Genomic DNA, 26,944 nt, shown 5'->3' with positions numbered 1-26,944 from the left:
GCTACTTCGTGGCGACGACGTAGACGCTGCCCCAGCGGCGCTTCGGGTTGGCCATGGTGGAGTCGAACGTCCAGGGCTCGACGGTGGCGAAGCCAGCCTCGGTGAAGAGCTGGACGAGCTTCTCGTGGTCGTACGCCCACAGGTGCGGGGTGTACGTGGGGTCGTCGTCCTGGTCGCGGAAGACGAGGTTCACGAGGTCGAGCCGGGTGTTGATGTCGTCGTGGCAGTCGCGCTTGGCGTACCAGCGCTCGATCGTCTCGTCGGAGGCGTCCAGCGGGCGGGGGTACTGGCTCAGGGCGAAGGCGGCGTCGGGGACGCCGGTGATGATCCTGCCGCCCGGTGCGAGGACGCGGTGGGCCTCGCGGACGTAGTGCTTGGCCGAGCGCGGGTAGTCGACGTGCTCCAGGAAGTGCTCGGAGAAGATCTCGTCGGTGCTGTCGTCCTGGAGGGGGATGCCCTCGCGGATGTCCCAGAGGAGGTCGGCCGGCGGGACGAGGTCGATGTTGAAGAAGCCGTCGATGCGGTGGGCTCCGCCGCCGATCTGGACCTTGGCGGGTTTGTCGTCGATGCGGCCGTTGGGCCAGGCGCGCCGGCTGGCGTGGTGGTAGCGGTGGAGCTCGACCTCCTTGGCGGCGGCCCGGAGGGCGCGGGCGAGGCCGTGGGTGGTGGCGGGGGCGGCGAGAACGGAGGCGATCTGCTCGCCGAGGAGGTCGACGGAGGGCATGGCGGAGGGACTCATCACGTATCTCCTGCGTGTGAGGTTGCTTGGGGTGGGATGCGGTGGGGCGGGCCGCGAAGGGCAGCGGCGGTGATCAGGCGGCGCTGGGCGCGGGGGCGGTCCACTGGTTGTTGCGCATGAGGGTGTACTTGATGTCCACCAGCCGCGGGGCGATGGTCAGCGCGAGCTCTTCGGCCGGGTGGAGGTGGCCGGCATCGTCCTGCTCGGCGCGCCAGACGCGGTAGTCCAGGTTGGGGTAGGCCGGGTTGATGCCGATCTCGCCCTTGGGCATCGTGCCGTTGAACGGCGCAACGATGTCCATGTGGTTCCAGTAGTTCCAGGCTTGCAGCGCCTTGTGCTGGTCGAAGTAGAAGTAGAAGTCGGGGTAGCGGCCGAAGGTGCGCAGTTCCCGGTGGATGAGGTGGCCGAGGAGCGGTCCGAGCTGGGTGGCGAGCGAGTCGAACTCCCAGCGTGTGTGGTGCCAGGCTTCCGGGGCGTCGCCGGGCGCGAAGAGACGGGCGGCGACGAGGTAGCTGATCCGCTCGACGAGGTACGCGCTCGCGTGGCTGGAATCGATGGTCGGGTCGATTCGGTGGATGAGCGCGGCCAGCTGCTTCGGACGGGGCTGGAACCTCGCGAGGTCGAACTTGCCGGCCATCGCGGGGAAGGAGGCGAACAGCATCTCCTTGTAAAGCCAGTTGTTCAGCTCGCCGAGCTCGGCCAGGCGCCGGGTGTGGTGGGAGGTCGAGTGGAGCATCAGGTATTCGGCGACCGCTTCGAAGTACAGGTAGCCCAGGATCGGAAGGCGGGGGATCGTCTCGTCGAGCAGTTTGAGGAACGGCTCGGCGTCGACCTGGTTGCCCTGGTAGGCGACGGCGGCAGCGGTGGCGAGGAACGCGGCCGAGTTCTTGACCCGGCTGACGACGGTCTCGCGCAGCTGGTGTCGTTCGTTCTTGCTCAGCAGGTATTCGAGGTGGCTGTAGATCTGCAGGTGGATGAGGCCCAGCCGCAGGTAGTCCACGCCGGCGAGACCGCGGTACGCCTGCGGCGGGGTGTCGATCTCGAAGATCAGCGGGGTGGGTACGCGATCGGTGACGCCGAGCTTGGCCAGGAAGGTCGGCGCTTCCTTGGTCAGGACGTAGGCGCCGAGGTTGTGCATGTGAAAGCCCTGGTCGGTCGCGGTGAGCGGCGCGCAGTAGATGCTTCCGACGAGGCATCCGCCCGACGGGTAGAGCACGCCCTGCCGGTTGATCTCCTCCAGGGCGTGGGTGACGTGCAGCAGGTGCAGCTTGCCGTTTCCACTCAGGGCCTCGAAGAGGGCGTTCTGCCGAAGCAGGTGGCCGTTCGGGGTCTCCTCGGCGAGACGCCGGTCCCATCCGGCGGTCTGGGCGGCGAGCGGGTCGGTGTGGTCGGTGGGACTGGGGATGAGAGTGGAGTCGTAGAAGGCGTGGGCGTCGGCCCACAGGTGGTAGGCGTCGAGGAAGTCCATGGTCAGACCAGGCCCTTCTCGGCGAGGGCGTAGTGGACGGCCGCAGTGCCGCTGGCGCCGGCGAGGTAGGCCTGCTCCGAGACCAGGACCAGGTCGAAGGCGAGGCCGCGCAGCTGGTCGAAGGCGGGCTCGCGGACGTACCGAACGTCCGGCCACCATTTCAGCTTCGGCAGGCGGTAGCGGTCCAGGGCATCGGCGGCCTTGACCACGTCGGTGATGCGCTCGGCCCGGGCGTGGTCGGAGTCGTCGTCGGCGGTGAACGCCTCGTACGGGACGTCGTGCAGGCGGACGGCGGTGGCCGCCTGCACGATCCGCCGGGGTGTGGCGGCGAGGCCGAAGTGGCCCCAGACGGTGTCGGCGTTCGCGGCCAGCCAGATGGCTGCGCGGGCGCCATGTCCGCGGTCGTCCTGGTCGTGGTGCCGCTGGCAGTCGTGTACGGCGGCGGCGAGGATCGCCGTGGCGGTGTCGGCGTCGTCGAGGTCGTTCGCCTCGGCGAGGACGGCGGCGAGCGCCGCCGTCCGCATGGCGTGCCGAACGCCGTGGAGCGAGGTGTACAGGCGGGGGTCTGCCCACCACCGGGCGGGCAGACCGCCCTGCGCGAGCAGCTCTTTCGACTGCGGGCGCAAGGCCGGCCGTGTTGCCGGCGGGAAGTCGGGCCTGTGGTCGCTGATCCACGCGATGGTGGCGTGGTCCATGTGCTGGTGGAGCGGCAGCCGCCCTCGGGCAGCCAGGTCGATCAGACTTGCGGTCAACGGGGTCGTGCTCACTCGTGCCCACCCCCTTGGTGGTCTCCGCGGTGATGTTCCCTATCGGATCGGCGCGGCCTGCTGCTCGCGCTCCTTGCGCTCCTTGTCGGCGGCCTCGAAGGCGGCGGTGAAGTCGGCCAGCTCCTGCTCCGTCATCAGGGTCACGCCGAGCGCCGTGGCGACGTCCGTGATCTTGGTTTCGGCCTCGGCCCGGGCGGCGTCCGAGGCGTCGTCCTCCAGCAGGACCTCGAACTCGGCGTGGTAACCCCATGTCTCGCTCCACTTGACCGCGATCTCGACGTCGTCGAGGCGGAAGTTGTGACGGAAGTTGAACGCCTCGTGCATCGCCGTCTCGAACCCGAGGGCGTTGAACACCTTCACCGCGGCGGGAACGTCGGCGGGGGCGATGGCGAACTCGGTCTCCGCGAAGGCCGCCCCCTGCCCGATCTTGCTCCCCTTGAGGGTGATCTTGGCGGTGCCGGCGGCGGTGTTGTCGGTGACCTTCAGGAACTGGTCGGGCAGCACGTAGAAGTAGATGTGCTTGTCGTCGGGGCCCAGGTCCTCCCCGTCCGCCTTCAGGCGGGTGACGAGCTGGTTGTGGATCTCCTTGGTGAAGCGGGCACGCATCTCGATCTCGACGGCCACGGGCTGCTGTCCTCGTTTCAGGCATGGCGAAGCCAGCCGGACCCTGCCGTGAGGGGGCTGTCCGGTCGGGCGATCGCTATGGGGTTGGTGGTCGAGCGCGGGGTGATGCGGCCGATGCGGGTGCCGGCCACATCACCCCAATGGATCGGTGGATCGGTGGGTCGGTGGATCGGTGGGTCTCAGCCGAGGGTGCCGAAGCGCTCCTCGACCACACCCGAGTGCAGGTACGTCGGCAGCTGGACGCCTCCCACCGACGTACGGCCGGTGGCGACCTGTGCCTCCGTCTCGCTGGAGAAGCCCTCCAGCAGACGCAGGCACTGCTGGGCCCATTCCTGCGACGCGGGCCAGTCACCGAGGTCACGGTGGCGTACGGCCAGGGCGTACGCGGTCTCGGTGGCGGCCCACCGGTCGGTCAGCAGCTCACGCTGGAAGATCGACTCCAGCTCGTCGGTGGAGGCCAGGCGGGTCTGGTTGGTCATGGTGCCCTCTCGGTTCAAGCGGTCGTGCCCCATTGGTGATCAACGCCCCGGCGTCCCTGCGGTGACGCCGTGCCCCGCTGCTAGTACGTGTAGATCTCGGCCAGCGTCTTGTAGTCCTGCAGCTCGTCCTTGTCGAACCACAGCTCCACCTCCTGCTTGGCCTCCTCCGCGTTGCCGGAGGCGTGCACGAGGTTCGCGACCGCCTTGCCGGAGGCGATGCTGGCCGCCGCGCTGTAGTGCGAGAAGTCGCCCCGTACCGTTCCGGCCGGAGCCTGGTTCGGGTAGGTGCTGCCGACGATCTTGCGAACCGTGGCGATGGCGTCGAAGCCCTCTAGCACCAGGGCGATAACAGGCCCCTGCTGCATGAACGTCGCCGTGAGGTTGTAGACCTCCGAACCCAGCCGCTCTTCAAGATCGAAATAGTGCTTGCGGGTGAACTCCTCGTCCATCCACTTCATCTTCGTGCCGACGATCTTCAGCGCGGCATCCTCGAATCGAGTGATGACCCTTCCTGCCAGGCCACGCGCCAGCGCATCGGGCTTGAGCAGGACGAGCGTGCGCTCGACGGTGTGTGCCTGAACCTCGGCCATGGACTCCCTTTCACCTTGCTAGCAACCAAACTTGACGGACGATCAGTCGTCGTCCGCTGAGGTTACCGGCGCCGGCGAGGCGGTTCGGGCGTACGGGCAATGCTCCGGACGGGCGAATGCCGCCCAAGGCGCAGCCGATCAGCCGACCGAGAGTCCCTATTCGGCCAACTTCTCTTTCTCCACTATCCGCTGGGGGTACGCACCTAGAATCTCCCTGTGGTCGTCTGGCGCTCATCGCGCCTCTCATACGCCTCTCAGGGACTAAGCCTTCGAGGGTGATTCCTTGGCCCCTGGTGACTCCGATTCTTCCGGGGCTCTTCCCGCGTGACCATGAAGTGCCAGTGCAGTGGGAGTGCACTTTCGGCGCGCGGATTCCTGCACAGGGGCGGCGAGGGGGCAGTCTTGTGGACGTGATCGAGCGCTGGAGCGGCCGGTACGCCTGCCTGCTGCAGTCCGCCTTGCGGCTCGGGAACGAACAGTTCGCCGCGCACCTCGGCATCGCCGTGAGGACGGTAGCCGCCTGGCACGCTGACGCGTCCGTTGTCCCCCGCAGGGAGATGCAGCAGCTCCTCGACACGGCCCATGAGCAGGCTCCCCCGGCCGCGCGACAGCGCTTCGCGCTCCTGCTGGCGAAGGAACAGGCCCCGGCGCACTCGGCACCGTCGGGTGCGCAGGCTCTGCGGGTGGCTATCGCGGTGGTCGTCCGCGACAGCGATGTGCTTCTGGTGTGCCGGCGGGACGACGATGCCGCTGGAATCACCTGGCAGTTCCCGGCCGGCGTCATCAAGCCGGGTGGCAAGGCGGAGAACACGACCGTGCGGGAGACGTTGGACGAGACGGGCGTCCACTGCGCGGTCCGGCAGCACCTCGGGAATCGGCTTCACCCCGTAACAGGCGTGCTGTGCGAGTACTTCCTCTGCGAGTACCTGGCCGGCGAGGCCACGAACAGCGACGCGGCCGAGAACATCGACGTCATGTGGGTCCCCAGAAACTCGGTGCCCCGCTTCATCCCCGTCGATACGATCTTCCCACCCATCCTGGCCGTCCTGGAGGAGCAGACGTGACGCAGCAGAACACGGACGAGCGCCCGGGCATCGCCGCCGCCATCGTCGTGCACGAAGGCCGCGTGCTGATGGTGCGCCGCCGGGTCAGTGAAGGACAGCTCTCCTGGCAGTTCCCCGCCGGAGAGGTCGAGCCCGGCGAGGCCCGCGAGGACGCCGCCGTCCGGGAGACCCAGGAGGAGACCGGGCTGACCGTGGCGGCCGTGAAGCTGCTCGGCGAGCGCGTCCACCCGAAGACGGGCCGGCTGATGTCGTACACCGCGTGCGAGGTGCTGGGCGGTACGGCACACGTGGCCGACACCGAGGAGCTGGCAGAGCTGGCCTGGGTCGCCCACGGGGAGATCCCTGAGTACGTGCCGTACGGACTGTTCGAGCCGGTGCAGGACTACCTCGACGCAGCCCTGCCAGGCGGTCTCGCGGTCTAACTGGCGGGGCCGCCCGGCCGGACGGAGGAGCGCGGCCGGTGGCCGAGGAGGGTTCCTCGATCACCGGCCGCCGGTTTCTGTACGGGGCCGGGTGCCTGTGTGCTCAGTCCTTGTGGGAGCGGGGGTGGTGGGCGCCCGCAGCAGCGATGGTCTCCAGCCGGCCGTACGTCAGCACGTCCTCGTGGGTCATGAAGGGGATGAGGACCTCACGGTGCGGAATGACGTACTTGAACAGGAGCTCGGCCATTTCGTGCGCGGCTTCTTGGGCCTTGGCTTCGGCCTCGGGGTCGATCACGTGGACGCCAGCAGCCTGGAGCTCTTCGAGGGTGGCGTCATCGGCGAGGGCCTGTTCCTCGTCGGTGAAGGGACGCCCGTCGAGATGGCGGAAGGTGCGGGTGCCCGGAGGGCGGTTGAAGTTCGTGTCGAACAGCAGGGCCATGACGTGGGGGCGGGGCATGGGCGCGGGCAAATGGGTTCTCCTTAGCGGGGCTGGGACGGGTGCTGATGTGCCCATGGTCCGGAGAATCGCCGGTTAGGCTAACCGGCGATCGTCGGCTACCTTTTCCGGCTCGGTTTCTGAGGTTCAGCGCCGTCGCGGGGAAGTGCTCGCGGGCCCGATCCCGGTTTGCGTGGACCGCCCCGGCGAGGAAACGACGAGGGCGCCGTTGCTGCGCTGGCTCCGAGAGTTCTGGGGATCGGCGGGGAGTTCGGCCATCCGCCGGAGTCGCCACACGAGCACGTCGCTCATGCCTTCCGCCGTGTCCAGCTCCCTTCGAGCGGCAGCCTGGGTGAGCAGGGTGACGGGGTTGTGGCCGGCGTTCTGCGCCTCGTCGAGGGTGGCCATGAGGGCGGACCAGCCGGGTTCGGCGATGAGGCGGTCGGCTAGTTCGGGCAGGGCTTGGCGTACGGCGGTGGCGTGGTGGCGTTGCCAGGGGGGGGCCAGGCGAGCGCCCCGCTGGTGGAGCAGGGCCATGGGGTGTTCGGCGGCGGCCTGGTAGGCGGCGCGGAGGTGCTCGGCGGCCCGGTGGGCGGCCTCAGCCTGCTGGGAGTGCTGCTTCTTGGCATGCCAGTGCGCGGCGGCGGTGATCAGGAAGAACAGCATGTCGATGACCATCGCGGCGGCGGCGCCGTCCTCGCCTCGGCCGAGGGCCGGGCCGCTGAGGACGAGGTCGCGGGCGGCTTGGCGCAGGGCGTGGTTGTGACCGCGTGTGGCGCGGACGTGGGAGCGGGAGGCGCGTTCGAAGGCGGTGGCGGCGGCCTGGAGTTCGTGGCGGGTGCGGGCGGCGGAGGTCTGGGCGAGGGCGTCGAGGACTTCGCCGGTGGCGGCGATCTGTGCGGCGATGACGCTGTCCTCGCCGTGGTCGAGGACGAGCAGTGCCTGCCAGGCGGCGGTGGTGACGCGTCGGCGTGCCGAGGCGGGCCCGGTCACCGACGGCGGGGCCTGTTGCTGGATGGTGCCGTCCGAGGTTGGGGTCCAGCGTTCGCGGATGCGTGGCAGCGAGAGGTCCGGGGCGAGCTTCGAGCCGGAGTAGAAGACCGGTTCACCCTTGCCGTTGCGGTCGCCGGGCAAGGCGACGGTGTAGCCGAGGGTGTCGCCCGACGGCGCGATACGGCGCCGGATGAGCAGACCTGCCGAGGCGAGGCGGTCGAAGAACTCCTGCTCGTTTGCCGCGCCGGCCGCGGCGCGGCGGACCGCCTCACGCAGCTCCTCGCGCGGGGTGGGCTGCTTGCCACGGCGTTCGGCCTTGTGGCGTTCGGCGCTGGTGGGGCGCTTGGCGGCGGTGCCATCGCCCGGGGTGACCGGGCGCAGGCCATACTCGGCCTCGATGGCGCGGGCCTCGGCTTGGGCGCGGCGGGCCTCGTTGTGCAGGCGGGGCCTTCGGCCGTCGTCGCGGACCAGGGTGGCGATGATGTGGATGTGGTCGTCAGCGTGTCGGACGGCCGCCCACCGGCAGGCGGCGTCGTCGCCGTCGGGGGCGATGCCGGTGGCGGCGACCATGCGGCGGGCGATGGATGCCCAGTCGTCGTCGGACAGGACCGGGTCTTCAGGGCTGGCGCGTACGGACAGGTGCCACACGTGCTTCTCGGGGCGCCGGCCGACGGGGAGGGCGTCGACGGGCTGGTCGAGCAGCCGCTGAAGCTGCCCGTAGGTGGCCTGCGGGTCGCGGCCGGGGTCGGGGGTGAGCGGGTCGAAGGCGGCCACCAGGTGGGCGTCGGTGTGCTCTTCGTGGCGGCCGGGCCCGTACAGGTAGCGGATCAGCCCGATCGTCTCGCTGCCGCGCTTGTGGATGCGGGGGATCACGAGGCGGGACCGCCGTCCCGGTGGGTGAGTAGGTCGTCGGCGGCGTTCTCCATGCGACGGGCCGCGCGCAGGACGGCCTGCGCGGTGGCATCGAGGTGGGGTGTGTCTGCGCCGGAGTTGAGGGCCTTGGCGACCTGATTGAACAGGCCGTGGACGCGGCCCAGGTGTCGACGGGCGGCGAACACCTCGTCGAGGACTTCCCGTTCTGTGGCGATCTCGGCGGCGGTGCGGGTCAGGTCGCGGGCGGCCTTGTCGACGGCGTAGGCGAGGAAGGCGGCGTTGGTCATCTGGCACTGGGCGGCTGCTTCGGTGAAGCGCTTGTACTCGGCGTCGTTCATGCGGCAGCTGGGCTGGTGCAGGCGCTTGCGGGGCTTCGGCTGACGGGCGCGCTGACGCCGCCGCGAAAGGCGCTCGGCCTGCCGTCCCCCTCCTGGCTGCGGTCCGCCCTCGGTCGCGGCCTGCCGGTCCAGCGCCTCCTGGCGCAGGAGCATTCCCGCTACCCCTGGGGCGGGAACTCCGGGAGCATTGCTCCCGGTACAACTTGCTCCGCCTGATGCTGGGGTGGTGGACGGCTGCTGTTGGGACGTGGCGGGTTCGTCGTACGGATCGTGCACTGGGTCTCCGTGTCGGGTTGTGGAGCTGGGCGGGGTGGCCATCAGCTGTGGCGGGAGGCGCTCAGTTCGGCTTTGATCTCGCGGACGATGACGCCGGCGTCATCGCTGGCGACGGTGTATCCGGCGCCGCGTACGACCTCCTCCAGGAGGTCGCGGGACAGGCGGCCGTGCTCGTCGAGGAGCCGGTGGGCGTAGTCGCGAAGGATGTCGTTGGTGGCGCGCAGCTTGCCGCCGGCCCGTTTCGGCGTGCGGCGCTTCGCCGATGTGGTGTGCGCGTCGCTGCCCGTGGGCGGCGGAGTCGGTACTTGCGGCCGGGCCGTCCGGTTCGGGCGGGCGGTCTGTTCCGGGGCGGAACGGGCGCTCCGTTCCGGGGCGCAATGAGAGGTGGGATTCGGGCGGGCGCCCGGGCGGGGTTCCTCGTCGCCCGGATCTGACGGGTGCTGTCGGGCACGGCCCTCTGCCCGCCCCTCGCCGTCCGCCCGCTCGTCGGCGTCCGCCCGGGAGTGGTCGGGCTGTTCTGCGGGCGGGCCGACGGGCTGCCCGGCGGGCAGGGCCCAGCGCTCGGGCAGATCGATGATGGCCAGGGCGGCGGCTTGGCGGCGGGTGGCAAGCTGGCGTAGCAGCTGCTCGTTGCGGAGCGGGTCGGCGTCGATGCCGGAGCGGGCAAGGGCCTTGGACAGGCGCCGCACGGTGCGCCGGCCCGCCCGCCCGGTGCGCTGCGCGGGCGACATCTCGGCGAGACGGGCGGCCAGAGCGACGGCCCGCTGTGTGGCCCGGTCGTGGATGATCTCGGCGGCGCCCTGGTCCTGCTGGGCAATTCCCAGGCGGGCGAGCAGCCGCTCACGGGCCTGCCGGGTGAGGACGGCGGCGAGACCGCGGGAGGCGGCGTCGGGGGTCCGCTGTCGCAGTTCGATGCCCATGGCCAGGTGCCACAGCACGGCGGCCATCACGGGTCCGCTGAAGGCGCGCACGGTGCCGCCGACGACGCCGGCCTCGGCGTAGGCGGGGATGGTCTGCATGGCGGTGATCACCCAGACCAGGACTCCGGGCAGGCCGGCCGCCTGCCGTGGCCCGTGCAGGTTCTGGCGGGCCATCAGGGCCATCGAGAACAGGGCGAGCTCGGCGGCGGCGAACATCGCGGCGCGCTCGGTGGTGTTGCGCATGTCGAGGTAGTGGGCGGCGAACCGCCAGCTGGTGTCCGCGCTGTAGGCGGTGCACACGAGTGCCGCCACGGTCGCTGTGATGACTGCGGCCGAGGGGCGCCGCTTTCGGTCGCGGATGGTTATGGCAGGGGGCATGTACGGGCCTTCTCCGGGGCGAGTGAGGAGGCGATCACGACGTTCACGGATGCGGGCGTACACGCGGGCCCCCTTCTAAAGGGGGCCCCGCGCGTGAACGCTGGGGTGCGTGTACGGCGTGGACGGTCGCGTGATCGCTCTACCTGCGGTTTTGGGGTGAGCGTGTGCGCTGTGAGCGGTTCACGGCGGTCTGCGGGCGCGAGGGCCGCGTGTACGGTCGCGTGAACGCTTTCGGGTGTCGGTGCGGGGTTCAGCCGACGGCGGTGAGGTGGCGGGCGGAGGCGTAGTAGCGGGCCTGCTGGCCGCCTCCTGCCCCTCCGGCGATGCCGTCGGCCTTGGTGGCCAGGCCGCTGTCGACGAGGCGGCTGAGGTGGCGCCGCGCCTTCTCGATATCGGCTCGTTCGGGGTCGCCGCCTCCGATGAGGATGATCGCCAGCTCGCGGGCGCTCAGCCCGTTGGGGGCGTTGCGCAGCAGGATGGCGGGGTCCTTGGTGGGGTCGACGGTGGTGGTGCCGCGCACGTGGTCGTGCGTGACGTCCAGGGGGCCGACTTCGCCGGTGGGCGTCTTGAGGTGGTGCAGGGTGACCGCGGGGTCGCCTGCCCGGCCGCTCACGAACAGGACGCTGCCCGCGCCGGAGGTGAACCACGTGGAGCCGTAGACCTGGTCCAGGCTGGGGCGCTGGCCGCGCGGCGCGTCAGCCGTGGCCTTGCGCTGGTGGTGCAGCTCCATGATCTCCACGCCGTTACGAATGGCGCGCATACGGGCGTTGTGGAAGGCGACTGCGAGGCTGTCGTCGACCATCGTGCTGACCGCGTCCTTGAGGCTGTCGATCACGATGGTGTCGGCTTGGTGGGCAGCGGCGAGGTCGGCGAGGAGGTCGGGCTCCTTGTCGAGTGAGGCGGGCAGCGGCCCCTCCCAGACCACGAGCCGCTCGCGCAGGATCTTCTCGTCGGTGGGGAAGACGCGGCGGGCCATGGCCTTGGCGATCTGCTTGGGGCGGTCCATCGCGAGGTAGAGCACGCGCCTGCTGGGGGCGACGGGCATCTCCAGGACGGTCTCCTGCAGGCCGATGCGGGCGAAGATCACCTGGTGGGCCAGGGTGGTCTTGCCGACGCCCGGCGCGCCGACGATCATCAGACTCTCGCCCGGGGCCCAGACGGTCTTCTCGCGGGTGCCCCACAGGGGCTCGGCGTCTGCGCCGCTCTCTTTGACGAATGACCATCCGTCGGTGATGAACCGCGAGAGTCGTCCCTGCCCGGAGGCCAGGGCGCGCTCGCGCTCGGCCCGGACCTCGGTTTCCACCTCGCTGCGGATGGCGTCAGGGTCGGCTCCGGGCTCCATGGCCAGCTGCATCGTGCGCAGACCAGAGGCGCGCAGGCGCCGCAGATCGGATGTCCGCCGCACGATCCCCGCGTAGTGGGTGGCGCCGCTGACCGAGGGCGCTGCCGAGGCGAGCCGGTGTACGTAGGGCGCACCGCCGACCCGCTCCAGGTCGCCCTGCTCACGCAGCCGGTCGCAGAGCACGATCGGGTCGGTGGGCTTGCCCTCGCGACGCAGAGCGAGGACGGCCTGCCAGACCGTCTCGTGTGCCGGCCGGTAGAAGTCCGGTCCATCGAGCACCTGCCGTACGGCGTCGACCACTGCGGAGTCGTGCATGCACGCGCCCAGTACGGCGGCCTCGGCGTCCGCGTCGTACGGCGGCACGGCGGTGTAGTCGTCGAAGGGGCCGGGACGGCTGTGGTCGTTGCGGTGTGGCGCGGCAGGGCGGAATTCGTCCATACTGGGCACTGAGCTCCTCACTTGCGGGCCGCATGGGACGGCGAATCCCAGGCCACGCAGGTCGATCGTTCAGGGATGGGCGGTTACGAGAGTTCGAGCTTGGCCCCCGGTGTTCGTAGCACCGGGGGCTTTTTGCGTTCACCCCCGTGCGGAGGCGGACGGCCACAGTACCTGACGTTTTCGGCAGTGCAATGGTTGCATTCGGATCCGCAATGGTGTTTCCTTGGATCATCGCCCCGGGTGTCCCCTGGGCCAGGCCGAGGAGGTGGAGAGATGAGCAGCGAGGAAGGGGCGGCCCGCGCCGGCCCGGACCGGCCCTTGCCCGAGGACTACGTCGCCCAGCGGATCAAGCTCGAACGCGAAGCCCGCGGATGGAGCACGGTCACCCTGGCCGAGCGGATGTCCGACGCCGGCCACCCCGTCAACCAGGCCGCCATCTGGCGCATCGAGAGCGGCAAGCCGAGACGCCGCGTCAACCTCGACGAGGCCATCGGCTTCTGCAAGGTCTTCGACCTGGACATGGACGAGCTGACCAGCCCTCCCGGCCAGATCGCGAACGCGCAGGTCCGCAGGCTCATCGCGGAGTACGTGGGCAACTACAAGCAGCAGCTCGTCGCGCGCAAGGAAATGCGCCGGATCCAGGGCGAGCTGCAGGAGTACACCGACGCCAACCCGAACCAGGAAGACCTGGTCAAGGGATTCCTGGCGCACGAGGTCGCGGTCGCCTCCAACGGCGAGTTCCACCGCCACTTCCCGCCGTCGAAGCTGATCAGCTACCTCGGCGACCACGTCAACGACATCACCCCGCAGGACTGACCGGTTTACCGTCCCTCGCTGCTACGAACAGCAGGGGCCGGCCCTCGCCGCATACGTCCCACCGCACAACCGCCCATCCCTGAACGATCGCGTCCAGCACGGGATTCGCCGTCCCACGCCGGGCCAGAGAAGGACTTCCCCTTGCCTGAATACGGTCTTCCGCTTGCCCAGATAGCCCGCCTCCTGGACGTCCCCGAGGACGCCCTGCGCACCCTCGTGGCCCATCGCCGACCCGCCGGCGATGCCACGCTCGTCGCGCTCACGGTCGAGGAGGCCGCCCGCCGCCTGGGTGTCGGCCGCACCAAGCTGTACGAGTACGTCTCCACCGGAGAGATCGCCTCGGTCAAGATCGGCAGTCTCCGGCGCATCCCAGCAGAGGCGGTGAACGACTTCCTGACCCGCCAGCTCGGCGCGTCGGACTTCGGGACTGCCGCGTGATCGACGCCCGTACCGCCAAGTCCCGCCAGCCCAACGGCGCCTCCACCATCTACCTCGGCAAGGACGGCCGCTGGCACGGCCGCGTCACCGTGGGCGTGAAGGACAACGGCACCCCGGACCGGCGTCACGTCAGTCGCAAGACCCGCGCCGAGGTCACCAAGGTCGTCCGCGAGCTGGAACGCCAGCGCGACAAGGGTGCCGTTCGGAAGGTCGGCCAGTCGTGGACCGTGAAGACGTGGCTCACCCACTGGGTCGAGAACATCGCCGCCGCGCACGTCTCGGAGAACACGATCGACGGCTACCGGGTGGCGGTCTACCACCACCTCATCCCCGGCCTCGGCGCCCACCGCCTGGAGAAGCTCGACCCCGAGCACCTGGAGCGCTTCTACAAGAAGATGCAGGACAACGGCAGCTCCGCCGGCACCGCCCACCAGGCCCACCGCACGGTCCGCGCCGCTCTCAACGAGGCCGTCCGCCGTCAGCACCTCACCTCGAACCCGGCCTCCATCGCCAAGGCCCCCAAGGTCGAAGAGGAGGAGGTCGAGCCGTACACGGTTGAGGAAGTCCAGCGCCTTCTCGCCGAAGCGGGCAAGCACCGCAACGCCGCCCGCTGGGTCATCGCGCTCGCCCTCGGCCTGCGCCAGGGCGAGGTCCTCGGCATGCAGTGGGACGACGTCGACTTCGAGCTCGGTGTCATCCGCGTACGCCGTGGCCGGCTGAGGCCCCGCTACAAGCACGGCTGCGGCGACCGCTGCGGCCGCAAGCCCGGCTTCTGCCCCCAAAAGATCAACACCCGCCGCGAGACGAAGAACGCCAAGTCCCGCGCGGGCCAGCGCCCCATCGGCGCCCCCGACGAACTCCTCCAGCTCCTGCGCCAGCACCGCCAGGTGCAGGCGCGCGAGCGCGCACAGGCTCGTGACCTGTGGACGGAGAAGGGGTACGTATTCACCTCGCCCACCGGCGAGCCCCTGAACCCGAACACGGACTACCACAAGTGGAAGGAGCTGCTGAAGGCCGCCGGCGTCCGAGATGCCCGCCTCCACGACGCCCGGCACACCGCGGCGACGGTCCTGCTCATCCTCGGCGTCTCCGACGCGGTCGTCGACGCCATCATGGGCTGGGAGCCCGGCAAGTCCGCGAGGATGCGCCGCCGCTACCAGCACCTGACGAGCCGCGTCCTCAAGGACACCGCGGCCAAGGTCGGCGGCCTCCTCTGGGGCACGGACCAGGCAGCGGAAAGCGCCGCGCCGGACTCTGGCAAGAGCCCCGTCCCCGCCGACCTGGTGGTCCACGTAGCCCGTCTCGGTGAGCGGCGCGTCCCCTTCCTCCACCGAGAGCACGCCGACGAGGTCGTCGCCCGCTGGAGCGAGGACTGGCCCGACCACACCGTCGAGGTCGAGGCATGGGACCGCTGGCGCTGGGAACACCAGGGCCCCGACGGCGCGAGCGCCATCCGGGACCGCGTGCCGGAGCGGGCTGTGGTCTTCCATGCCCGAGCTCTGTTCCTCCCCGGCGGGGAACGCGCGGCGACCGAGGTCCCGGAGCAGTGGTCGGTGCCGGCCTGGGACTTCGAGACCGACCACTACACCGACCGCGCTTCGGCCTGGCGCACGGTCCGACGACCCGGCACGGGCCAGGAGGTCGAGGCGCAGGTGCGAGGCACGGACAAGGCGGCCGTAGAGGCGGACTTCGCCGAGGCGTGTGCACAGGCTGTGGACCGTGCGCGAAACCCGGGGAAGTACGGCGACACCGACGAGTGGTGATGAGCTGCAGCCCTGTGGCGGGCGGTACGGCTTGACGGCCGTACCCCCGCCAGCTTCCGCGCGAGCTTCTCGGACGGTTACGTGGCCCTCTGCGGACCTTGCCTCTCCTCGTCATCGAGGACGCTTGCTGATTGGCGGTTCGTCCTGTGACGCCACCGCCTTCGCACCAAGCCACCGATGGCCACCGCAGCCAAGGCGGCTAGCGAACCCAGGGCTTCGGCTAGCGCTCCTTCGCTCACGGCTGTCCAGGAAAATGCCACCGCCGCTGCTCCCTCTGGTCGTTCGATGCGTACGAGGTCCAGCTTGTGTTGTCCAGATTCCGTCGTGACGCTGATGGACGGGGCCTGGCGATGTCGGACAGTATTGGACGGATTCTGACGCGCGGGGACACAGGGGGAGTGCAGAGTGGCGCGCTTGAAGAGGCCGGACCTAGCGCTTGGTCCTCTCCGGGAGCTCAACGATGCCCTGCACGACTTGCACCAGAGGGCGGGAATGCCATCAGTGCGTGAGCTCGCCCGAAGCCTGGGGGCAGGAGTCGCCAGCAGGAGTCGCATTCACGACGCGTTTACTGGTAGCCGGCTTCCGGCCTGGGGCCTCCTGCAAGTGTTGGTCCGCGCTCTGACGCATACCGTTCCGGACGGTGAGGCCAGCAAGGAAGAGAAGCACCTGCATACGCTCTGGCTGAGCGCGGCGGGTGCATCTCGGGGAGAGATCCGAGATCAACGAGGTCTAGAGCCCCGGCGCACTGAGGGCGAACTTGCCGTTCTCGCGATGAGAGTGGAGTGGGCAACGCCGGCTGGTGTGGAGATTGGTGCTCGACGCTTCCTGCGCCAACACGTGACCAGTGCTTTGCAGGACACCGGTTACCAAGGAGCTCTCCTGTACCGGCACGACGGCAGCGCGGGGAGCACGGTCGCCGTTTCCCCGACCCGAGAGCGCCCATCGCTCACGGCGGCGACGTTCTTGGCCGCGATGGACTTCGAGCACCAAGGCCGTACACAGGACCTGCGCTTCATGGCGCACCTGGCACAGCCCGAAAGTAGCTACGCGGGTGTCGAGTTGGAGGCGGAGAAGGTGGTCGCCGACCTTGAGTCCTTCTGCTCCTCACCACTCTTGGAACCGCATTGGCCCAGGCAGTCGGACATCCCCACTTATATGCATGGGCGTCGTGAACATCCAGTATCCGCCATAGTGCACGGCATAGAAGTCGGTAGATTCGGGGATTTTTGGGGCGGATGGGTGCCCGTTGAGCTCGCTTTCGACTCGCACTCGAAGCCGTCCAGATTCTGGTGCCGAGAGTATTCAGAAACGCCCTTCTGATACGAGATGTCGTGTCGGGAATCCGCTGGGTCGAGTCGGTCACTTACCTGGCACGAGCTCCAGGATTCGGCCGACACGGTGCCAGCCGCCGACCAGAATCGCTGCTAGTACAGAGCAGCCGACGATGAGCCAGGGGCGGAGAGAGTCGTTCACTCCCGCTACGGGAAGCAAGAAGGAAGCGCCGACGGCTGCCAACATCGCTGCGACGATGACTACGGCCATGTGTACGGACTCTCTAATCGCGGTGCGCGTTGCGGAGACCGGAATTACCTCTTCCAGCGCTTCCTCTGGCAGCAAGGATCCGATGCGGCCTTCCGCGCAACGCTCGCCGATCTCGGCCAGCATGGCGCCGAGCTGACGCAATGATGCCTCCGGGTCGACATCGACCCGCAGCGACGCTGCGCGAAGTGCGCCAGCAACCTTGGCGGCGTGCATGCGGGCGGCTGAGCGCCGGGCCGATCGGTGAGGGATAGACCCCGCGTAGCGGTAGGCGCGGAGGATGGCGTCTTCCGCTACCTGGAGCCCCTGGTCGAGCTCTCGCAGCCGCGCGGCTCGCTCTCCGGGGGGCTTGGTGTAAGCAGCGGCGCAAAGCCTGAGAGCCTCCAAGGTCCGGATCGTGGTCTGGTGGCGGAAGATGGCGCCTCGGGCCAGTCGGCGTTCTCCTATCCACCAGATAGGTGTGATGAGGATCGCGACGCACGTGATGAGGTAGATCAGGGCGTCCCAGCCGTGCAGGGGTTGGGACTCTGCACCAGGCCGGAAGATCCACAAGTAATGCCGCGCTGCTCGCTCGACCGAATGAGCCCCGGCAGCCGCCGCGAGATCGCGGAGTAGGACGGCCGGCGCTTTGATCAGCTTGAAGCTCAGCATGGTCGCGAAGGCGGCCGCAACGATCGAACCGTAAGGAACCGTTTCCAGAGTGGCTCGTGTGTCCCGTAGCGCGTGCCGGGTGTGAGGCAGGGCTCGCTCGGCCACCTCAAGCGTTTGAAGGGCTGCACCGAGTTCACGGAGCCGACCGCCGACCACCCTCTGATTGACGCGACGGCGCCAGTCCACGATCCGTAACCTTGTTTGCGACATGTGCGGAACTATCTGCCGGGCGGTCGCGCGGGCCAAGCTCACGATGTCCCCCTTGGTCTGGATGGACTGATGTTGCCGGGAAGCGAGGCTTGCCGCTCGACTTCACCGAAAGATCTTGGTGGGGGCGGGGACGACCAACCGCGACATCAACTGAGACCAAAACTGAGACCACACACGTCGAAGGGCCCCACTGCAAGCAGTGGGGCCCTTCGACATCGTGCCCGGTGAGGCACTGGCGGAGGATACGAGATTCGAACTCGTGAGGGGTTGCCCCCAACACGCTTTCCAAGCGTGCGCCCTAGGCCTCTAGGCGAATCCTCCGGTCGGAACATTACATGACCGAGGAGGGTGCTCGCGAACTCGATCCGATCGGGGCCTCCTGTGGGGGGCGGGGAGGGGTGAAACGGGGGTGGGGGGAGACGAGGGCGAGGTCAGGGCGCGGTCGGGGGTGGTTCGGGAGGGGTGGGGGAGCGGGTCGGCGCGGGTGTGGGGGATCGCGTGGGAGGTGGGGGCCGAAGCGGTGCGGGGATCGGGTAGGCTGGGCGGAGCCCCTCACGCGGCGCTATCTGACTGAACTCCCCCAGGGCCGGAAGGCAGCAAGGGTAGGTTGGCTCTGGCGGGTGCGTGGGGGGCGCTTGCGTTGGCGGAGTCGGTCCGAGTCGGGTGGAGTCGGTCCGCTTCTGGCGGAGTGAGTCCACGCCTGGCGGAGTCGGTCCGCGTCTGCGGAGTCGGCCGGGCTTGGGGTGCGGGCTTCGGTGGCGGACTCCCCCCGCCCGTCGCGACAGTCCTCGCCCGGTGGTTTTTCCCGGGTTGTCGGTGGGCGCCTATAACCTCGTATACGTGTCGTCTCTCGCGCTGTACCGCCGCTATCGTCCCGAGTCCTTCGCCGAGGTCATCGGGCAGGAGCATGTCACCGACCCGTTGCAGCAGGCCCTGCGGAACAACCGGGTCAATCACGCGTACCTGTTCAGCGGGCCGCGTGGGTGCGGAAAGACGACCAGTGCGCGCATCCTCGCCCGGTGTCTGAACTGCGAGCAGGGGCCGACGCCGACGCCGTGCGGCGAGTGTCAGTCCTGCCGCGACCTCGCGCGGAACGGGCCGGGTTCGATCGACGTGATCGAGATCGACGCCGCCTCCCACGGCGGTGTCGACGACGCCCGTGACCTGCGGGAGAAGGCCTTCTTCGGGCCCGCCTCCAGCCGGTACAAGATCTACATCATCGACGAGGCCCACATGGTCACCTCGGCGGGCTTCAACGCCCTCCTGAAGGTGGTCGAGGAGCCGCCGGAGCACCTCAAGTTCATCTTCGCCACGACCGAGCCAGAGAAGGTCATCGGGACGATTCGCTCGCGTACGCATCACTACCCCTTCCGGCTCGTGCCCCCCGGGACGCTCCGGGACTACCTCGGCGAGGTCTGCGGACGCGAGGGCATTCCCGTCGAGGACGGCGTCCTGCCGCTCGTCGTCCGCGCCGGTGCCGGGTCCGTCCGTGACTCGATGTCCGTCATGGACCAGCTGCTCGCGGGTGCCGCCGAGGACGGCGTGACGTACGCCATGGCGACGTCGCTGCTCGGTTATACGGACGGGTCGCTGCTCGACTCCGTCGTGGACTCCTTCGCGGCCGGTGACGGCGCCGCCGCTTTCGAGGTCGTCGACCGGGTCATCGAGGGCGGCAACGACCCCCGCCGCTTCGTCGCCGACCTTCTGGAGCGGCTGCGGGACCTCGTGATCCTCGCCGCCGTGCCCGACGCCGCCGAGAAGGGGCTCATCGACGCCCCCGTCGACGTCATCGAGCGCATGCAGGCCCAGGCGTCCGTCTTCGGCGCCGCCGAGCTCAGCCGTGCCGCCGACCTGGTCAACACCGGTCTGACCGAGATGCGCGGCGCCACCTCGCCCCGCCTCCAGCTGGAGCTGATCTGCGCGCGCGTGCTGCTGCCCGCCGCCTTCGACGACGAGCGCTCCGTGCAGGCGCGTCTCGACCGGTTGGAGAGGGGCGTCGGTTCCGGTGTCGGTTCCGGGGGCGGCATGGCGACAGCCGGCGCCCCGGCCGCCGCCGTCTACACGCCTCCGCCCGCCGCGCCCGCCATGGCGTACGTCCCCGGGCCCGACGCCCACACGCCCATGGCCCCGCCGCCGCCGCCCCCGGCTGCGCCTTCCGCTCCCGCGGCCCCCGCCGGCGCCGCCCAGCCCGGTGCCTGGCCCGGCGCCGCCGCTCCCGGCAGTGGCGCGCCCGGCGCCTGGCCCGGTGCGGCCGCCCCGGCGGCCCAGTCCGTGCCCGCGGCTCCGGCCGCTCCCGCGCCGCAGGCCGCCGCTCCCGCTGCTGCGCCGGCCTCCTCCGGTGGTGGCGGCGACACGGCCCAGGTGCGGAACCTGTGGCCGCAGATCCTCGACGCCGTGAAGAACCGGCGCCGCTTCACCTGGATCCTGCTCAGTCAGAACGCGCAGGTGGCGGGCTTCGACGGCACCACCCTCCAGCTCGGCTTCCTCAACGCGGGCGCCCGTGACAACTTCGCGAGCAGCGGCAGCGAGGACGTCCTGAAGCAGGCCCTCGCCGAGCAGTTCCAGGTGCAGTGGAAGATCGAGGCGATCATCGACCCCTCGGGCGGTGCCAACCCACCGCCCGCCGCGACCGGCTTCGGCGGTTCCGGCGGCACGGGCGGCTTCGGCGGCACCGGTGGTTCCGGTGGCGGTGGCTTGGGGAACGGCGGCGGCTTCGGGAACGGCGGCTTCGGCAACGGCGGTCGTCCGCCCGCCCCGGCCGCGCCCGCCCCCCAGGCCCCGGCGCCCTCGGCGCAGGCTCCGGCGGCGCCCGCCTTCGCGCAGGCCCCGTCGCCCGCTCCCGTACAGGCGCAGCCCGCCGCCGCGCCGTCGCAGGCGTCCGCGCCCGCTCCGGCGTACGCGCCTCCGCCGCAGACCGTGGCCCCCGAGGACGACGTACCGGAGGAGGACGATCCGGACCTCGTCGACTCCGCCCTCTCCGGCCACGACCTGATCGTGCGCGAGCTCGGCGCCACGGTTGTGGAGGAATACACGAACGAGTAGCGGCGTCTCGCTCGGTGGCCCGCACAAGGGTCTCCGGGCGGCGCGGGCTACCCTGGCTGGCGTGAAGGTCCTCGTCATCGGCGGCGGCGCCCGCGAACACGCCCTGTGCCGCTCTCTCTCCCTCGATCCCGACGTCACCGCTCTGTACTGCGCGCCCGGCAACGCCGGAATCGCGGAGGTCGCCGAGCTGCGTCCCGTCGACCAGCTGGACGGCGAAGCCGTCGCGCGCCTCGCCACCGAGCTCGGTGCCGAGCTGGTCGTCGTCGGCCCGGAGGCCCCGCTCGTCGCGGGTGTCGCCGACGCCGTCCGCGCGGCCGGGATCCCCGTCTTCGGCCCGTCGAAGGCGGCCGCGCAGCTGGAGGGCTCCAAGGCGTTCGCCAAGGACGTCATGGCCGGCGCCGGTGTGCCCACCGCCCGCAGCTACGTCTGCACCACCCCCGAGGAGATCGACGAGGCCCTCGACGCCTTCGGCGCTCCGTACGTCGTGAAGGACGACGGCCTCGCCGCCGGCAAGGGCGTCGTCGTCACCGAGGACATCGAGCAGGCCCGGGCGCACGCGCTCGCCTGCGAGCGGGTCGTCATCGAGGAGTACCTCGACGGTCCCGAGGTCTCCCTCTTCGCCATCACCGACGGCGTCACCGTCCTCCCGCTCCGGCCCGCGCAGGACTTCAAGCGCGCGCTCGACGGCGACGAGGGCCCGAACACCGGCGGCATGGGCGCCTACTCGCCGCTGCCGTGGGCCGACCCCAAGCTGGTCGACGAGGTCATGGAGACCGTCCTCCAGCCGACCGTCGACGAGCTGCGCCGCCGCGGCACCCCGTTCTCCGGTCTGCTGTACGCGGGTCTGGCGATCACCAGCCGCGGCGTCCGGGTCATCGAGTTCAACGCGCGCTTCGGCGACCCGGAGACGCAGGTCGTGCTGGCCCGCCTGAAGACCCCGCTCGCCGGCGTCCTGCTGAACGCGGCCAACGGCACCCTGGACGACCAGGCGCCGCTGAGCTGGAGCGACGAGGCCGCCGTGACGGTGGTCGTCGCCTCGCACAACTACCCGGCCGCCCCGCGCACGGGCGACCCGATCGAGGGCCTGGACGAGATCGCGGAGCTGGACGCCCCGCACGCGTTCGTGCTCCACGCGGGGACGAAGCGGGACGGCGACGCGATCGTCAGCGCGGGCGGCCGGGTCCTCTCGGTCACCGCCACCGGAACGGACCTGGCCGAGGCGCGCGAGCGCGCGTACGCGGCGGTCGGCCGTATCCGTCTTGACGGTTCGCAGCACCGCACGGACATCGCGCGGAAGGCCGCCGAGGGCCGATAGCACCTGACATCGCTTGATTCCTCTTGTGGCCGTGCTGTGGAGAACCCGCGAACAGCACGGCCACAAGTGCGCCATCACCTTTACCCAAAGCCATTCCATCGAGTGACGAATGGGCCATACGGATGACGGTCGCCCAGGCCCCAACTAGGGTGCGGCGGAGGCATTCCGGCACTTGGCCCACCGGCATTGCGATGTCAGTGGCGGGTGCCACAGTGGGGGAGTGAGCAACCGCCACAGGCAGTCCGACCTGGACAGTCCCGACGTGCGCAGGAGGGGGTGGTGAACGGCGTGTCCGGTACCGGTTCCGTTGTCGGCGACGAGTGGGGTGCGCGCGCCGCGCGCTCCCGTGCCCTCGCCGTCCTCCGTGTCCGCGGCAGGGCGCTCGGCCTCGCGGTGCTCCCCGCCGCCGTGGCCGTCGTGCTGTACGCGGGTGAGGTCACCGGCCACTTCACGGGCGCCGGCTGGACCACCGCCCGCTGGATCGTGACCGTCCTCGCGGTCCTCGTCCTCCTCGCCGCCACGGCCGTCGCCCTCGTCGTCGCCCGCGCCCGCCCGGCGGCCACCCCGACGGTGGAGCTCGCCGAGAGCGCGGCCCCCGATCTGTACCGGCTCGTGCGGGACCTGGCCGACCGGCTCGACGTTCCCGCGCCCTCCGCGATAGCCCTGACGCCGGACTGCGACAGCTGGCTGGAGGACCGCAGCCACCGCGCCCACCGCAAGCACCGCCCCGACGGCGGCACCGGCGCCTCCGACCGTGACCAGGCGCCCGTCCTCGTCATAGGCTCCCCGTTCCTGTGGTGGATGCGCGTCGCCGAGCTCCGCGCCGTCCTCGCCCCCGTCGTCGCGGGTACGGGCCCGGCGGCGCACCCCGACATAGCCGCGGCCCGCCGCTTCGTCCGCGGGCTCGACGCGGCCGTCGCCGTCCCGGACACCCCCGGGCTCGACCCCGTCCGCAGGCTCGGCGCCCGGGGCGTCGGGCGGGTCGCCCGCGTCCTGCTCCGCGCCTGCCGCGGGCACGCCGCCGAGATGGAGCGCGGTGTCGCCGCGGCCGGCTCCGAGCGCGCCCAGGCCGTGGACTACGGCGTGCGGATCGTCGCCCAGGAGCAGGTCGGCCTGGCGTACGCGGGCTGGGACCGGCTCCTGACCCGGGTCGCGCTGCCCGCCTGGCGCATGGGCCGCTGGCCCGCCCGGCTCGACGCCGGGGTGGTCTCCGCCCTGACCGAGCTCTCCCGCCGCGACCGGCTCGCGGAGGGCTTCTCCTCCCGGCTCGGGGACCGGCCCGCCTGCGACCTCCTGGAGGAGCCGGGCGCGGTCGACGAGGCGACCTCGCTGCTGGCCGCCCGTCTCTTCCACGGCGGCCCGGCCGCCCCCGGCCCCGACTGGGCGCCGGTGGAGTGGAGCCAGTACCCGGAAGAGGTCGTCGACCGGAAGTGGCGTACGGACGCGGCCCGGCTCCACGAGGTCCTCGACCGCCTCGGCGTGGCCGACTCGGCCACCGGAGGGGCCGACGGGACCGACGGGACCGGAGGCGACGGGGCGGCTTCCGACGGCCCGACCCTGACCCGGGTGATCGCCCACCTCTCCGCCGCGCCCGCGCCCCCGAAGCCGGAGCGGCCCGCCCTCCTCGACGGGGAGGAGCGGGAACCGGACGCGGAGGACGAGCCGGAGGACGAGCCCGAGCAGGTCAATCCCGCCGCCGAGGCGCTCGCCGGAGCGCTCACCGCCTTCCTCGCCCGCGAGGAGGCGGCCCGCGAGGCCCGGGTGGCCGCGGCGGAGGCGGCGCCCCGGACGCACGACCAGGCCATGGACCACGCCCAGGCCGGAACCGCCTCGGAAGGGCACGGCCACCCCGGCCACCCCGGCTCGGCCCCCGGCCCGGACTCTCCCGCCGCCCCCGCCCCCGCCGCCGTCCCGCCGGTCATCCACATCCCGGTCAGCGGCCCCGACGGCCCCCTGCCGCTCTTCCCGCTCCAGCCGCCCCGCACCGGACGGGACCTGCTCGCCGACCACGTGACGGCGATGGTCTGCTGCGCCGCCGTGGACACCGCCGAGGCCGCCCCCGGCCTCGACTGGCTCGACGGCCCCGCCCTCCTCGTCGGCGGCGAGCGCGCGGCCGACCTCGGCCCCCGGGTGCTCGCGCTCGTCGAGGAGGGCGACCCGGAGCCCCTGCGGGCCTGGCTCGCGAGCACCGGCGTACGCCCGGAGAAGCCCGTCCGCCTCGTCTGAAACACGGGTGCCCCGGAGGGCTGTCTTCCACTCTCGTCAATTCACGACGAAGGGTGACGGAGTGCGTGCGTTATGTGATGTGCTGGAGACCGGCACTGACAAAGGCAAGAACCAGAGGCACTGACCAATCACGGCCAACGAACCAACCAACCGACCGGGGGAGTCGAGGGAGGGGCGCAGCATGGGGGCGGACCAGATCAGGCGCTGGGAGTCCGGCGCGCTCGCGCACGCGGTGAGCGATCCCTTCGGCCAGGGCCCCCTGCCCTGGCTGCGCGGCTCGGAGAACTACTTCGACGACACGGGCCAGATGGTCCCCTGGTACGCGGACGAGACGCTCGCCCGGGGCCGCAGCGGCGGCCCGCGCACCGCCGACGACGTGAAGCGCCAGATCAAGGGCTTCGCCTCGACCAGCGCGGTGGCGCCCGGCGAGTCGATCGACTTCCACGTCACGGTCGACCCGCCCCAGGAGTTCCTGGTCGACGTGTACCGGATCGGTCACTACGGCGGCGACGGCGCCGCGAAGATCACCACGAGCCCGCGGCTCTCCGGGATCGTCCAGCCCGCGCCCCTCACCGCCGACCGCACGGTCTCCTGCCACCACTGGTGGCAGTCCTGGCGGCTCCAGGTCCCCTCGTACTGGACGCTCGGGGCGTACGTCGCCGTGCTCACCACCGCCGACGGCTACCGCTCCCACATCCCCTTCACGGTCCGCGACGGCCACCCGGCGGACCTCCTCCTCGTCCTCCCGGACGTGACCTGGCAGGCGTACAACCTCTACCCGGAGGACGGCCGGACGGGCGCCAGCCTCTACCACGCCTGGGACGAGGAGGGCCGGCTGCTCGGCGAGGAGGACGCGGCCGTCACCGTCTCCTTCGACCGGCCGTACGCGGGCGCGGGCCTCCCGCTGCACGTCGGCCACGCCTACGACTTCATCCGCTGGGCCGAGCGCTACGGCTACGACCTCGCGTACGCCGAGACCCGCGACCTGCACGCGGGCCGCGTCGACCCGACCCGCTACCGGGGACTGGTCTTCCCGGGCCACGACGAGTACTGGTCGGCGCCCATGCGCCGTACCGCCGAGCTCGCCCGCGAGCAGGGCACGTCGCTCGTCTTCCTCTCCGCCAACACCATGTACTGGCAGGTGGAGCTCGGTCCCTCCCCGTCCGGCGTCCCGGACCGCCTCCTCACCTGCCGCAAGCGCCGCGGCCCCGGCCGCCCCGCGCTGTGGCGGGAGGTCGACCGGCCCGAGCAGCGCCTGCTCGGCATCCAGTACGCGGGACGGGTGCCCGAACCGCACCCGCTGGTCGTGCGGAACGCCGAGCACTGGCTGTGGGAGGCCACTGGCGCGGGCGAGGGCGACGAACTCCCCGGCCTGGTCGCGGGCGAGGCCGACCGCTACTTCCCGCGCACGGCGCTCCCCGAGCACGAGGGCCGCATCCTGCTCGCCCACTCGCCCTACCGGGACGGCGACGGAGCCGTCCGCCACCAGGAGACCTCGCTCTACAAGGCGCCCTCCGGCGCCTGGGTCTTCGCCTCCGGCACCTTCGCCTGGTCCCCGGCGCTCGACCGCCCGGGCCATGTCGACTCCCGGGTCCAGCGCGCCACGGCGAACCTCCTCGACCGCATCTGCAAGAGGGAATGAGGGAGGTCCGGGCGGGCCCGGCGATCGGGTCCGCCCGCGCGTGCGAGAGAATCGGACTCGCTCCTGGATCAACCTACGCGGAGGAACCGTGTCCGGATTCGTAGAAAAGCCCGAGCCCGTCCAGGTCCCGGGCCTTACCCATCTCCACACGGGCAAGGTCCGCGACCTGTACCGGAACGAGGCCGGGGACCTCGTCATGGTCGCGAGCGACCGCATGTCCGCGTACGACTGGGTCCTGCCGACCGAGATCCCCGACAAGGGCCGGGTCCTCACCCAGCTCTCGCTGTGGTGGTTCGACCAGCTCGCCGACCTGGTCCCGCACCACGTCATCTCGACCGAGCTCCCCGAGGGCGCCCCCGCCGACTGGGCCGGCCGCACCACGATCTGCAAGTCCCTGGACATGGTGCAGGTCGAGTGCGTCGCCCGCGGCTACCTCGCCGGCTCCGGTCTCCTGGAGTACGACGAGTCCCGCACCGTCTGCGGCGTCGCGCTCCCCGAGGGCCTCACCGACGGCTCCGAGCTGCCCGCGCCGATCTTCACCCCGGCGACGAAGGCCGCCGTCGGCGACCACGACGAGAACGTGTCGTACGAGGAGGTCGCCCGCCAGGTCGGCGCCGAGACCGCCGCGCAGCTGCGTCAGACGACCCTCGCCGTCTACGGCCGGGCCCGGGACATCGCCCGCGAGCGCGGGATCATCCTGGCGGACACGAAGTTCGAGTTCGGCTTCGACGGGGAGACCCTCGTCATCGCCGACGAGGTCCTCACCCCGGACTCCTCGCGCTTCTGGCCGGCCGACCTGTGGGAGCCGGGCCACGCCCAGCCCTCGTACGACAAGCAGTTCGTCCGTGACTGGCTGACGTCCCCGGCCTCCGGCTGGGACCGCAAGAGCGAGACCCCGCCGCCGCCGCTCCCGCAGGAGGTCGTCGACGCGACCCGCGCGAAGTACCTGGAGGCGTACGAGCTCCTGACCGGCAAGGCCTGGTCGGACAGCTTCTAGCCCCGGAGCCCGGACCCGGTTCCCCGGAGCCCCGGAGACACGAAGAAGCCCCCCGGTCGATGACCGGGGGGCTTCTTCACTGAGCGGACGACGAGATTCGAACTCGCGACCCTCACCTTGGCAAGGTGATGCTCTACCAGCTGAGCCACGTCCGCATG

Annotated in this window: 22 protein-coding genes, 2 tRNA genes and 1 other RNA gene; 11 read left to right on the top strand and 14 right to left on the bottom strand. The window is 70.9% G+C overall.

Annotation, left to right across the window (positions count from 1 at the left end):
- Nucleotide 1: 1 nt before the first annotated feature.
- The 6 genes from AB0G79_RS00330 to AB0G79_RS00305 form a co-directional block, all read right to left on the bottom strand.
- On the bottom strand, nucleotides 2-739 hold the full coding sequence (locus AB0G79_RS00330) for a methyltransferase domain-containing protein (RefSeq protein WP_360797935.1): 738 nt from the start codon (nucleotides 737-739) through the stop codon (nucleotides 2-4).
- 73 nt (nucleotides 740-812) lie between these two features.
- On the bottom strand, nucleotides 813-2,207 hold the full coding sequence (locus AB0G79_RS00325; RefSeq protein WP_360797933.1) for a hypothetical protein: 1,395 nt from the start codon (nucleotides 2,205-2,207) through the stop codon (nucleotides 813-815).
- A gap of 2 nt (nucleotides 2,208-2,209) precedes the next feature.
- Nucleotides 2,210-2,974 carry a hypothetical protein gene (locus tag AB0G79_RS00320; RefSeq protein ID WP_360797931.1) on the bottom strand — a complete coding sequence of 255 codons (765 nt, stop codon included), beginning with the start codon at nucleotides 2,972-2,974 and terminating at the stop codon, nucleotides 2,210-2,212.
- 39 nt (nucleotides 2,975-3,013) lie between these two features.
- Entirely contained in the window at nucleotides 3,014-3,598 is a 585-nt protein-coding gene (locus tag AB0G79_RS00315; RefSeq protein ID WP_360797929.1) for a CYTH domain-containing protein, read from the bottom strand.
- 179 nt (nucleotides 3,599-3,777) lie between these two features.
- Nucleotides 3,778-4,077: a hypothetical protein gene (locus AB0G79_RS00310; RefSeq protein ID WP_360680017.1), complete on the bottom strand. Its 300-nt coding sequence runs from the start codon at nucleotides 4,075-4,077 to the stop codon at nucleotides 3,778-3,780.
- 80 nt (nucleotides 4,078-4,157) lie between these two features.
- Nucleotides 4,158-4,667, bottom strand: coding sequence for a nucleoside-diphosphate kinase (locus AB0G79_RS00305; RefSeq protein ID WP_360797927.1), 510 nt, complete (start codon nucleotides 4,665-4,667; stop codon nucleotides 4,158-4,160).
- Between the two features lie 404 nt (nucleotides 4,668-5,071).
- Here AB0G79_RS00305 and AB0G79_RS00300 point away from each other — a divergent pair, with 404 nt between their 5' ends.
- Together AB0G79_RS00300 and AB0G79_RS00295 are read left to right on the top strand one after the other, a co-directional pair.
- On the top strand, nucleotides 5,072-5,731 hold the full coding sequence (locus tag AB0G79_RS00300; protein ID WP_360797925.1) for an NUDIX hydrolase: 660 nt from the start codon (nucleotides 5,072-5,074) through the stop codon (nucleotides 5,729-5,731).
- The gene (locus AB0G79_RS00295) at nucleotides 5,728-6,153 is read left to right on the top strand and encodes an NUDIX hydrolase (protein WP_360797923.1); all 426 of its coding nucleotides are present in this window, start codon (nucleotides 5,728-5,730) and stop codon (nucleotides 6,151-6,153) included. The genes AB0G79_RS00300 and AB0G79_RS00295 overlap by 4 nt, the downstream gene beginning before the upstream one ends.
- A gap of 103 nt (nucleotides 6,154-6,256) precedes the next feature.
- Here AB0G79_RS00295 and AB0G79_RS00290 read toward each other — a convergent pair whose 3' ends face one another.
- From AB0G79_RS00290 to AB0G79_RS00270, 5 genes are all read right to left on the bottom strand, one after another.
- On the bottom strand, nucleotides 6,257-6,610 hold the full coding sequence (locus tag AB0G79_RS00290; protein WP_360797921.1) for a hypothetical protein: 354 nt from the start codon (nucleotides 6,608-6,610) through the stop codon (nucleotides 6,257-6,259).
- 126 nt (nucleotides 6,611-6,736) lie between these two features.
- A complete protein-coding gene (locus AB0G79_RS00285; protein WP_360797919.1) occupies nucleotides 6,737-8,455 on the bottom strand; it encodes a relaxase/mobilization nuclease domain-containing protein in 1,719 nt (572 codons plus the stop codon).
- The gene (locus tag AB0G79_RS00280; protein WP_360799107.1) at nucleotides 8,452-8,793 is read right to left on the bottom strand and encodes a plasmid mobilization relaxosome protein MobC; all 342 of its coding nucleotides are present in this window, start codon (nucleotides 8,791-8,793) and stop codon (nucleotides 8,452-8,454) included. Before AB0G79_RS00280 ends, AB0G79_RS00285 begins: the two co-directional genes overlap by 4 nt.
- A 317-nt stretch (nucleotides 8,794-9,110) precedes the next feature.
- Nucleotides 9,111-10,301: a hypothetical protein gene (locus AB0G79_RS00275; protein ID WP_360797917.1), complete on the bottom strand. Its 1,191-nt coding sequence runs from the start codon at nucleotides 10,299-10,301 to the stop codon at nucleotides 9,111-9,113.
- Nucleotides 10,302-10,617: 316 nt separating this feature from the next.
- Complete coding sequence (locus AB0G79_RS00270) at nucleotides 10,618-12,147, bottom strand: DnaB-like helicase N-terminal domain-containing protein (protein ID WP_360797915.1); 1,530 nt, start codon at nucleotides 12,145-12,147, stop codon at nucleotides 10,618-10,620.
- Nucleotides 12,148-12,420: 273 nt separating this feature from the next.
- Between AB0G79_RS00270 and AB0G79_RS00265 the strand changes: the two genes are divergently transcribed.
- From AB0G79_RS00265 to AB0G79_RS00255, 3 genes are all read left to right on the top strand, one after another.
- Nucleotides 12,421-12,963: a helix-turn-helix transcriptional regulator gene (locus tag AB0G79_RS00265; protein WP_360797913.1), complete on the top strand. Its 543-nt coding sequence runs from the start codon at nucleotides 12,421-12,423 to the stop codon at nucleotides 12,961-12,963.
- 141 nt (nucleotides 12,964-13,104) lie between these two features.
- On the top strand, nucleotides 13,105-13,401 hold the full coding sequence (locus AB0G79_RS00260; protein WP_360797911.1) for a helix-turn-helix domain-containing protein: 297 nt from the start codon (nucleotides 13,105-13,107) through the stop codon (nucleotides 13,399-13,401).
- Nucleotides 13,398-15,164, top strand: coding sequence for a tyrosine-type recombinase/integrase (locus AB0G79_RS00255; protein WP_360797909.1), 1,767 nt, complete (start codon nucleotides 13,398-13,400; stop codon nucleotides 15,162-15,164). Before AB0G79_RS00260 ends, AB0G79_RS00255 begins: the two co-directional genes overlap by 4 nt.
- Before the next feature lie 1,359 nt (nucleotides 15,165-16,523).
- On the opposite strand, the gene AB0G79_RS00250 is transcribed toward AB0G79_RS00255, so the two are convergent.
- Both AB0G79_RS00250 and AB0G79_RS00245 read right to left on the bottom strand, forming a co-directional pair.
- Nucleotides 16,524-17,540 (bottom strand): hypothetical protein, encoded by a 1,017-nt coding sequence (locus tag AB0G79_RS00250; protein WP_360797907.1) that lies wholly within the window; start codon nucleotides 17,538-17,540, stop codon nucleotides 16,524-16,526.
- Between the two features lie 257 nt (nucleotides 17,541-17,797).
- Nucleotides 17,798-17,885: transfer RNA gene (locus tag AB0G79_RS00245), tRNA-Ser, on the bottom strand.
- A 222-nt stretch (nucleotides 17,886-18,107) separates the two neighbouring features.
- Between AB0G79_RS00245 and ffs the strand changes: the two genes are divergently transcribed.
- The 6 genes from ffs (at nucleotide 18,108) to AB0G79_RS00215 (ending at nucleotide 26,786) form a co-directional block, all read left to right on the top strand.
- Nucleotides 18,108-18,206, top strand: an RNA gene (gene ffs, locus AB0G79_RS00240) — signal recognition particle sRNA small type.
- A 198-nt stretch (nucleotides 18,207-18,404) separates the two neighbouring features.
- A complete protein-coding gene (locus AB0G79_RS00235) occupies nucleotides 18,405-20,606 on the top strand; it encodes a DNA polymerase III subunit gamma and tau (protein ID WP_360797905.1) in 2,202 nt (733 codons plus the stop codon).
- 61 nt (nucleotides 20,607-20,667) lie between these two features.
- On the top strand, nucleotides 20,668-21,921 hold the full coding sequence (gene purD / locus AB0G79_RS00230) for a phosphoribosylamine--glycine ligase (protein ID WP_360797903.1): 1,254 nt from the start codon (nucleotides 20,668-20,670) through the stop codon (nucleotides 21,919-21,921).
- A 279-nt stretch (nucleotides 21,922-22,200) separates the two neighbouring features.
- Nucleotides 22,201-24,147 (top strand): hypothetical protein, encoded by a 1,947-nt coding sequence (locus AB0G79_RS00225; protein ID WP_360797901.1) that lies wholly within the window; start codon nucleotides 22,201-22,203, stop codon nucleotides 24,145-24,147.
- Nucleotides 24,148-24,328: 181 nt separating this feature from the next.
- On the top strand, nucleotides 24,329-25,789 hold the full coding sequence (locus tag AB0G79_RS00220; RefSeq protein WP_360797899.1) for a N,N-dimethylformamidase beta subunit family domain-containing protein: 1,461 nt from the start codon (nucleotides 24,329-24,331) through the stop codon (nucleotides 25,787-25,789).
- A gap of 88 nt (nucleotides 25,790-25,877) precedes the next feature.
- Nucleotides 25,878-26,786: a phosphoribosylaminoimidazolesuccinocarboxamide synthase gene (locus tag AB0G79_RS00215; protein ID WP_360797897.1), complete on the top strand. Its 909-nt coding sequence runs from the start codon at nucleotides 25,878-25,880 to the stop codon at nucleotides 26,784-26,786.
- Between the two features lie 82 nt (nucleotides 26,787-26,868).
- On the opposite strand, the gene AB0G79_RS00210 is transcribed toward AB0G79_RS00215, so the two are convergent.
- Nucleotides 26,869-26,941: transfer RNA gene (locus AB0G79_RS00210), tRNA-Gly, on the bottom strand.
- Nucleotides 26,942-26,944 lie beyond the last annotated feature (3 nt).

The organism is Streptomyces sp. NPDC020807, assembly GCF_040641575.1.
Lineage (GTDB): Bacteria > Actinomycetota > Actinomycetes > Streptomycetales > Streptomycetaceae > Streptomyces.
This window is presented reverse-complemented; position numbering and strand designations above follow the sequence as displayed.